General features: G+C 52.0%; 7 protein-coding genes. 6 read left to right on the plus strand and 1 reads right to left on the minus strand.

Annotated elements, in window-relative coordinates:
- The first annotated feature begins 170 nt into the window (after positions 1–170).
- The 6 genes from AB7U36_RS12715 to cas1 all read left to right on the plus strand — a co-directional run bounded on the left by AB7U36_RS12715 (position 171) and on the right by cas1 (position 8605).
- The gene (locus AB7U36_RS12715; RefSeq protein WP_428160139.1) at positions 171–1091 is read left to right on the plus strand and encodes a hypothetical protein; all 921 of its coding nucleotides are present in this window, start codon (positions 171–173) and stop codon (positions 1089–1091) included.
- A gap of 12 nt (positions 1092–1103) precedes the next feature.
- Positions 1104–2243 (plus strand): hypothetical protein, encoded by a 1140-nt coding sequence (locus AB7U36_RS12720; RefSeq protein ID WP_428160140.1) that lies wholly within the window; start codon positions 1104–1106, stop codon positions 2241–2243.
- Positions 2244–2252: 9 nt separating this feature from the next.
- Positions 2253–4367 carry a S16 family serine protease gene (locus AB7U36_RS12725; RefSeq protein ID WP_428160141.1) on the plus strand — a complete coding sequence of 705 codons (2115 nt, stop codon included), beginning with the start codon at positions 2253–2255 and terminating at the stop codon, positions 4365–4367.
- Positions 4368–4471: 104 nt separating this feature from the next.
- Complete coding sequence (locus AB7U36_RS12730; protein ID WP_428160142.1) at positions 4472–5875, plus strand: tetratricopeptide repeat protein; 1404 nt, start codon at positions 4472–4474, stop codon at positions 5873–5875.
- Between the two features lie 18 nt (positions 5876–5893).
- A complete protein-coding gene (locus AB7U36_RS12735) occupies positions 5894–7576 on the plus strand; it encodes a CRISPR-associated primase-polymerase type A1 (RefSeq protein ID WP_428160143.1) in 1683 nt (560 codons plus the stop codon).
- 15 nt (positions 7577–7591) lie between these two features.
- Entirely contained in the window at positions 7592–8605 is a 1014-nt protein-coding gene (gene cas1 / locus AB7U36_RS12740) for a CRISPR-associated endonuclease Cas1 (protein ID WP_428160144.1), read from the plus strand.
- Between the two features lie 133 nt (positions 8606–8738).
- Here the strand turns inward: cas1 and AB7U36_RS12745 are convergent.
- On the minus strand, positions 8739–8992 hold a 254-nt coding region (locus tag AB7U36_RS12745; protein ID WP_428160145.1), incomplete at its 5' end, for a hypothetical protein.

The following is an 8992-nucleotide window of genomic DNA, read 5'->3' on the forward strand; positions in this document are numbered from 1 at the left end:
GAATCTAAAACCTTGGGGGAATTATCAATCCTCCCCATCATTAAAATATAAAGCATTCTGTTAACATGGGGATAATAACTGGTAGCTACGTTCCATGTCAATTTTTAAAAACTGGATCATCGAGTAAAACCATGCAAAAAAGAATGTTGTTTCTAAGGGGAATGAATCCAATGCTGATGACGTCGGATGAGTTCCAGGAGGAATTGAGGCAGGAATGTCTGGTGGTTCTGCTTAAAGACAGGTCCATGCTGGCTGAACTTATGGGACGAAAACCCCTTGGTATCATCCGGGTCAGGCAGGTTTTGCTCCGCCAGCTCATTGAGCTGTCAAGAAGTGGGGAAAACAAGGATATTCAAAAGGACACCTGGCGGCTGTTTTACCGGCATGTCCAGGGTGTCCTGAGAAAATCAGACCAATTTAACAAAAACCAGGAAGATTCCCGGAAAAATTATTACAGCCGCACCCCCAACCCGTTGCCGTCCGCCGTCACAACAGATGATTTGATGGATATTGTTTACCCTTCAGATCTGCCCCTTGAGTTTACCGAACTGAATAAAAAGGAAAATATTTTAAAAGCCGCCGGGTATTTCTGGGCATCTGCCGCAGAGTGTGCCGGAGTGGAGGATATCAGTATTTCCATTAATGACTTTATCAACTGGCTGGGCCGCAGCGTTGATATACAGCAGCGGGTGGTATCCGGGTCAGGCGGCGGGGATAACGATGAACTCCCCGGTATTATAGATACCTGCCCTGGGTCCGGCCCCTTTGACGATTCAAAAAAACGCACCCTGTCCGTGTGGGCGCAAAAATGTTTTAATTTTTTAAACGACAAGGAAAAACGCCTGTTCTTTTATTTCTTTTGCAAAAATCTCACCCATGACGCCGTATCAAAACTTATGGGAAAGAAATCCAATATGGACTATCCGCGAAAGAAAATGATTCATAAACTTCAGTCGTTTTTAAGCCCGCTGGACTGGGTGTCACCGGATAAAAGCGCCCATGATATGATAGATGCAGAAGACCTGGACTTTTTTCGCTTTGAGTTGTGTACAACCCTGGACACCTGGAATGCCCTCCAGGAAAAAGAGTAAAAAGGATCCATTATGCATACCAGAAAACAGGCCCTGGCATTGGCCAGGCAGCTGAGAACCTGTCCGCCGTTAAAAATAAAACAGTCTTTAGCGCATGTTGACCAGGTGGCGGCACATAACAGGATCTGTCCTTTTTGCACCAGCTTTTTAAAAGATGACATTGAGGCATGGGAGATTTTTTCACAACAGCTTGAATCGGATTTCCCTGTTTCCGGAAAGACCCTGCCTGCGGCTTCAGGTCAGATCCGGCACCTGGATGAGGGTCTTGGGTGCTGGCGGAACAACTGTTTTTATACGCCGCCGGAGGTGCTGATTCTGTCCGTTGACGGCACCATGGTTCTGGCTGCCCAGGTCTGGCCGGACGTGGCTTTGGCCGGCCCCGGAGATCTGATCCTCCCCCGGAACATGATGCACGGGATATCACAGCTGTTTATTGAAACCTGGAACATCTATTCCCTGGAACCCTCCTTTCTGGGGCAGTGTTCGGGAACTGTTTCGCCCGAAGTGGTGGATGCTGTTCTGAAAATGGATAAAGATCAGCAGTTTCTGCCCCCCTGGGCCTTGGGCTCCATTCCTTTGAAAGAGAATGATCCAAGGATATTTTTTCGTGAGATCGAAGTGGAAACCGGATATACTTTTGCATCCATGGCGGTTCCGATGCGGTTGGCCCAGGCCCAGGCGGTGTCGATTCCCGGCACCCTTGAATCTATGATGGCCCGGATCAGAAAAAAGATTGCCGGTATTGACTGGGACTGGGTCCCCAAAAGCAAGGATGCGTGTCTGGCAGCCCTTAGATTTCCTTCCCATGCCCTGTCCATGAGTGCGGCAGATGACGATGTCAAAACCTTTACAGCAGGATATTATTCATTTGACCGGGACGGTCTTCTGGATATTGCGCCGGTTCAATGCCGGATCAGGCATGAAGTTAAACCGCCGGAACCTTATTCCGTGGGCGCCGTGATTGAGGCCGGGAACCTGGATCTGTCCCGGGCGGAATTCAGATGTTTTATTAAAGACCGGCAGAACCGGCAACTCACCACGGCCTGCAAATGCAGTTTTAATCCCCAGGGCAGTCTGTTTATGGCAGAGTTTAACCGCCCCCTTGCACCAGGCGAGGAGCTGGTCCTGGTGATTGTCCGTCAGGCGGGATAGTGGAGGGCCATGGGAAGGATTACGATCCAGGAGCTTGAACAATACCTTTCCTGGGGGGAAGACCATCGCCTTTTCCTGTCGCCCTTGTTGCAGATTGCGGTTGATTTCTGGCACGGTCCGGATTCAAACGGGTTTCACCATACCTTTGGGCGGATTGTTTCCAAAATCCATAATCCCGATATTAAACGGCTCCTGTTTTTAACGCTCTGGTCCCAGGTTCTGACAACGCCTTCGGCACCGGACTGGGTTAAAGAATTCCTGAACTGCCATCTTTCTTTCTCCCCGGTGCAAGAGGTGGCACCTGGTGTTCTGGCCCAGGGCTGCTGGAAAAAAGTGCCTGTTCTTCTGGCCCGGTGCGGCACAGCAGAAATTGCCTGGTTTACAGTCGGTTGCATTGCTTCCACGGAAAAACAGCTGCTCATCCCCCAATGGGCGCATCCCCTTATGGACAAACGATTTCTTGACAGCGCACAGCAGGCGGAACACCTGGTTCGCCGGCAGTCCACGGCTTTAAGGGATCGGCAGCTGGTTCTTTTCCCCGTGGCCCTGCCCGGACAGTCCCTTCGGTTTAACGGCGGTTCCGCCGGCCTGGCCTTTGGACTGGGGTTTAAAAACCTTGTTCACAGCCAAAAAGTTTCGAAAAACGTGATTGCAACAGGGTGTTTAGATCGGTCAGGCCCTGTAACGCCGGTGGGGGAACTGGATCAAAAAATCAAGGCAGCAGAGGACTATTCATTTAAGTGTATGATTTATCCGGCAGGCCTAAAGCCGGGAAACCAGCCAAAGACCCTGCGGCTTTACGGGGTGGCCGGCTTTGATGAAGCCTGGATGATTGCCTGTCTTTATTCAGAGCAGACAGCTGATCTGCTGGATGATTTCTCAAAAGCCCTGAAACACCCGGATGACTTTATCCGTAAAATGGACCGGTTTCCTAAAGAGTGGCTCACTCATCAGGCATCTGCTGTCCGGTCTCTTTTAAAGGGGATTTTCAAGGATCTGAACCGGTTCAGCCGGTTTGCCCACATTTTTTTTTCAATGACCCGGGATTATTCATTGCATGAAACGGCCACAGCCATTGCTGAACTGGCACCGGCCACTGTTTCTGAATCCTGGCCCATGGCTGCGCTGACCTGGTGCACCTCAAATCTGGCCCTTGCCAACCACCTGGGCCGGATCAGGCAGGCAGAAAAGTGGGCCGAACAGGGGAAAAAACTGACTGAACCGGTCATGTCCATGGATGCCGACCTTGTTGCCGAGTTTTTCAATACCCTTCTGGTCAGTGTCCACAACCGGTTTGAATTCAGTATGAATCTGCCCCGGGAGTTGACTGTTTTCATTGATTTGCTGGAAAAGCGGCATACTGTCATGAAGGAATCAGGCTGCCTGATCGACCAGACCCTTGGCCGGCTCTACGGTACCCTGGTCCAGAACTGGGCGTTCTGCGGTCCGGCTCTGATCAATCAAACCGAAACAATGTCTTTAGATGCTAGGCAGGCCCTGGGTGAAAACATTTCCCTGGAACTGAAAAATGACTGGATGCGCCAGTATGATTACCTGACTGCGGCCCGGCTGCAGGCAGGGGACAGGGACGGTGCCGCATCCAGTCTTAAAGCCTGTCTGGAGATTGACGATCTTTGCCTTGTGCCTGACAGACTTGATTCTTTTTCAGCGTTTCAGATCTCTTCCATCTGCCGGTTTCTGGTTAATGCTGATCCCGGATATGCGCAATCCTTTTACCATCCCCTGGTCTCCCTGGTGTCAGCAACATCCGGGCAAACTCATCCCTGGCAGTTGGTCTTTTTCAATCTGGGCCGCATGGCGCTGGGGCAAAAGGACAGGAAAACTGCGGTCAGCCTGCTGGAAAAAAGTGTGGATATCTGTTTTTGCAAGGATTCAGTCCCCACCATTGAAGTTATGGCGCTCAAGCCCCTGGCATTTATGCCGGACCGGGTGCTGGCCCGGGAACTTGTTTCCACGCTGCCTGAATATGAAAACCGGATCAGACATGCCGCCGGGCAACTGAATCCGGATCACTTTTCTTTTCTTAAGGGACGTTCCTTTTGTCAGGTCCTGGCCTATGTCAGGGAAAATCATGACACCGTATTCCCGTTTTCCTATGTATAACTATCTTTATTTCTAAACAGAACCTTTTTAATTTTTTAAAAATTCGCATTCGTCTCCGTATAGAAATTTTAAGATACCCCAGACTTTCTTAAAAGGAGACCACCATGGTAACGCTTCAGTCCGCAGCACGAATCATTGCCCCTGCCCCGGGTCCAGAAAAACAGGACCTGCGCCGTCAGACACAGCCGACAGATAATCCGTTGGGACAAAAGGATCTGCTAGAATTTTCAGACCAGGCTCTGTTCGGGGTTCAAACGGGGCAGTACATCAAAAAATCCAGAAACCAGGTTTTGTCAGACATTGACGAATTATCCAAAAACAATCGCTGGGATGATCTGTTAAGTCTGTACCATCCCGTGGACGAAAAACTGCCGGATCTGGTCGCCGCAGACATGGATCGCCCGGTGCGCCTAAAAGTCGCCTTTGCTCTGGGCCAGGCGGGCCGGTTTGACCAGGCCATCCAGGAGTTGACAATCTGCGTGACGGCGGAACCGGATCACTTCATGGCCTGTGCATCCCTGGCATATACGGCCTATAACAGTTTATGGACCGCTAAAAATAAAAAAGTATTTCTGGCCGGCAAGGCAAAGGCGGACCGGATCGGGTTGGCCCATGAATATTTCCAGAAAGCCCAGGAGCTGCGGCCCGACACAGTGACTAATTTTTACCGGGAAGGCATGCTGTTCGCCCAGATTGAAAACAAACCCAAGCCCGGACTGGCAAAATTTGAACAGGCCTGCGCCAACTGGGAAGGCTTAACAGACCAGGAACGGGAACAGCGGCACCAGGAAAAAAAGAACTATATTAAATCCCTGTACCGCAGCGCCAGTCTGCTGCTTTTAACCGGAGACAGCGGCAAAGCCCTGGACCGGATCTCCCTTTGCCTGAAACAGGATGAGCCGACCAACCATATCAGCCTGGCGTTCAAATATTTCGCCCTGGGCAAGGTGCATTTTCATCTGAACCGCTTTGATGACGCCAGAAGCGCTTTGATGTTTGCCCTGCAAAGCAACAGCAAAGGCCAGCCCAATGATTTTATCAATGAGCTGCTGGCCCGGACCTGCCTGGCCCTGGGGCAGACGGATAAAGCCCTGGAAACCATTGATCAGGTGCCTGAAAAATTTCGCAGACCCTATTATCGCTGGACCGAGGCGGATGTGCTGTGCAATGCCGGGCGGTTTGATCAGGCCAGACAGATTCTGACCCGGGTGGCGGAAAAGGATGCCCGTTCCAGGCATAAGTGCCTGATCCGGCTGTCAAAAATTGAATACCACCTGAAAAATTATGATGCAGCAGCCGCCCATGCAGCCCGGGCCTGTGAATTTTTCACAAACAACTTTGGGAATCCGTACCTGGAAGGCCTTTTCTGGCAGTCTCTTTGTACGTTTAACGCCGGAGACAGGCCCAAGGCCGATCAGCTGCTGATTCAACTGGAGAAAAGTGCAGGGCATTACTACCCGAAACTGGATCAGCTCCGGGCCATGATCCGGCAGCCATCGTCGGATTAACCTGTGGGAATAAATACCATGAAACAACAGTCACACGCACGGAAAACAGTGTCTGACCGGCAGTTATCAGCCGGGCAGGGCCTCACCGATTACACACTTTTACTGCAGCGGCTGGAACAGGCGGTGCTTGAAGAAAGCGCCCTGCCCAAATGCCGGCGGGTGCTTGTCAAACAGGAAATCTGGGGTCGGCTTGATCCGGACCAGGCCATGCAGTGGGCCCGCATCGCCCAGATCGCGGGCTGCGTGGATACGGCATTGGAAATATATAAATACTTAACGGCGCAGAACCCGGCCTTTGACGCCCCATGGCAGGCCTGGCTCGAACTTCTGGATATCCTGGACCGCAGAAAGGATCTGGCCGCCCTGTGCCAGCGGGCATCTGTGCATCTGGGCCGGGATAAGGTATTTTCCCGGCTGCGCCCTGACAACCCGGTCAAGGGGACGGCAGCAGAGGCGTCCGGGACTGGGGAATCAGATCCAGGCCTGGATGCCTGGGCCGCCCCCTTTGCGCAGATGCATGAAAGACAGCAGCGGGTCAAAGGGTTCATGGACCTGTTCTTCTCCCGGACCGATCTGTTTGCCAGGCAGTGGGCAGACCGGCAAAAAAACACCAGCGGATATGTGCCGGTGCGGCGGCCGGTTACCTGCGAGGATATGGAAGACCATTTTAAAGGCACCAGAACCTATGGATTTTATCTGATGAACACGGATGCCAGGGTCAAGTGCGCTGTGATTGATGCAGATCTGGTTTCCGGGCTGCGCGGTGCCGCTGGACGGGATCTTGCCCGGAGCCGGACCCGCATCCGCAAAGACCGGGCATACATGGCAGCGCGAATTAACGAAGGGGCCGCTGAATTCGGGCTGTCTCCCGTGATTGAATTCAGCGGGGGAAAAGGATACCATTTCTGGTTTTTCATGGCATCGCCGGTCCCGGCCGCACAAATCCGCCAGGCCCTGACAGGTATTTGCGACGCGTTGGCAAAGGATCTGTCCTGTTTTAACCTTGAGGTATTTCCCAAACAGGACCATCTGTCCGGCAAAGGCCTGGGCAACCTGATCAAACTGCCCCTGGGCATTCACCGGCAAAGCGGCAGCCGCTCTTTTTTTACCGACTGTCCCAAAAAGGATGTGGATGCCCAGCTCAGGTTCCTCAACACCGTTTCCCGGTCTGATCCGGCCAGGCTGGCGGACGGCATGCAAACCACCCGGGCCGCCAAACTGATTCCGCACCCTGAAATGACGGTATTGAACAAAAAATACCCGGATCTGTTTGAGCTGGAACGCAAGTGTCCGGCCATTGGCCGCCTGACCGCCATGCTGCGGGAGCATCGCAGTATCGGGGTCCGGGAAGAAAAAATTTTATACCAGACCCTGGGGTTCCTGCCTGCCGGCAAGACATTACTCCATTATCTTTTCTCCACGACCCGGGACTACAATCCCCACCTGGTGGATTATAAACTCAGCCGGGTCAAAGGCTCCCCTCTGGGTTGCCGCAGGCTCCACTCGTTGACCGGTTATGACCGGGATTATTGCCGGATTGAACCAGATGTCGCAGGCTATCTGCATCCCTTGATCCATCTGAAATCATGGGCCGGACTGGCTACAGACCGCAGCGTGAAAAGTGAAAAAATTGAGAACCTGACAGATGCGGTTGAAAATATGAAAACCGCCATTGTCCAGCTGGAAACGTTTTTAACCTGAGACAGGAGCCAGGGCATGGAAACCATGTATGTGGTAGAGCAAGGCACATTTCTGAAAAAAAACGGCACCAGCCTTGATATCGTCAAAAAGGGACATCTTCTGGAGAGTCTGCCGGCAAAGGATCTGGAAAAACTGGTTTTAACCGGCAATATCTCTTTGAGCGGGCCGGTTATGGATTTTTTAATCCACAACCGGGTGGAAACCGTATTTTTGACGCCCACGGGACGGTTCAGGGCCAGGCTGATGATTGATGAACACAAGCATGTGGCCCTGCGCAAAGCCCAGTACATCAAACTGGAAAATCCGGCGTTCAAGCTGACGGTTATGAAAGGCATTGTGGCGGGCAAGCTTGCCAACATGGCCTGGTTTCTGGCCCGGCGGGGGCGGGACTACAAAGAGCCGCGCATTGGAGCAGCCGCTGCGGGTTTAAAGTCGTTGTCCGCCACCCTGGACCGGGCCGATACCCCCGATGCTGTCCGGGGTGTGGAAGGGGCTGGCGCCCGGATCTATTTCAGCGTGTTCAACCTGCTGATCCGAAACAACGACTTTCATTTTCCCAACCGAAACCGGCGCCCGCCTAAGGACCCGGTCAATGCACTGCTCTCCTTTGTTTACACCCTGTTGACAAATGAGGTGATATCCGCAATAAAAAGTTGCGGGCTGGATCCTTATATGGGAAGCCTGCATGAAATTGCATATGGCCGGCCCTCGCTGGCCTGTGATCTGGTTGAGGAGTATCGGTGTCTGATCGGCGACCGGTTTGTGCTGAACCTGCTGAATCGAAAGATGGTCCGCCCGGATGATTTCCATTACCGGGACGCCCCGGTGACAACCTACGCGGATGAAAAGGAGATGGCCGCACTGCGGCCCGTCGAAATGAAGCCCCGCCTTTATAAAACATTTATTATCTCCTATGAGGAGCTGATGCGCGGCCCCGCTTCATTTCGCAGAACCATCCAGACCCAGGTCCGCAGTTTTGCCGACTATCTTCTGGGGACTGAAGCTGCGTACCAGCCAGTGACCTTTTAATGCCTGGCTGCTCTTTGACAACTTGCGTTTGCCCGGGCAAAACAAGGGAAAACAAGTCCTGATCAAGTCAAGGAAGTCCGGCATTTTTATATTGTTTTTAAAATCAAAGTGTTGTATCAAAAACAGCATGGATTCAAATGTGAAATTTTTTTCCAAACCCCGAAAACGGGGCAGGTCCGGCAAAAAGGCTTTGAAACGCCGCTGCGGACAAAGGTTCCAGGTACCCAGAGTCAGAAACATTGCCTCGATTAGAGAGGATTAAGACTACGCATTCACAGATTATTTCGTCAGCAGCCTTTGAGTCAGAAACATTGCCTCGATTAGAGAGGATTAAGACACCAGCATTCTTTTTTAAAATAACTTTGCATAATCTGTCAGAAACATTGC

Source organism: Desulfobacter sp. (genome assembly GCF_050177295.1).

Bases quoted from the DNA above. Each gene is read 5' to 3' on its own strand.
- AB7U36_RS12715 (WP_428160139.1), top strand. From the start codon at position 171: ATGCTGATGACGTCGGATGAGTTCCAGGAGGAATTGAGGCAGGAATGT.
- AB7U36_RS12720 (WP_428160140.1), top strand. From the start codon at position 1,104: ATGCATACCAGAAAACAGGCCCTGGCATTGGCCAGGCAGCTGAGAACC.
- AB7U36_RS12725 (WP_428160141.1), top strand. From the start codon at position 2,253: ATGGGAAGGATTACGATCCAGGAGCTTGAACAATACCTTTCCTGGGGG.
- AB7U36_RS12730 (WP_428160142.1), top strand. From the start codon at position 4,472: ATGGTAACGCTTCAGTCCGCAGCACGAATCATTGCCCCTGCCCCGGGT.
- AB7U36_RS12735 (WP_428160143.1), top strand. From the start codon at position 5,894: ATGAAACAACAGTCACACGCACGGAAAACAGTGTCTGACCGGCAGTTA.
- cas1 (WP_428160144.1), top strand. From the start codon at position 7,592: ATGGAAACCATGTATGTGGTAGAGCAAGGCACATTTCTGAAAAAAAAC.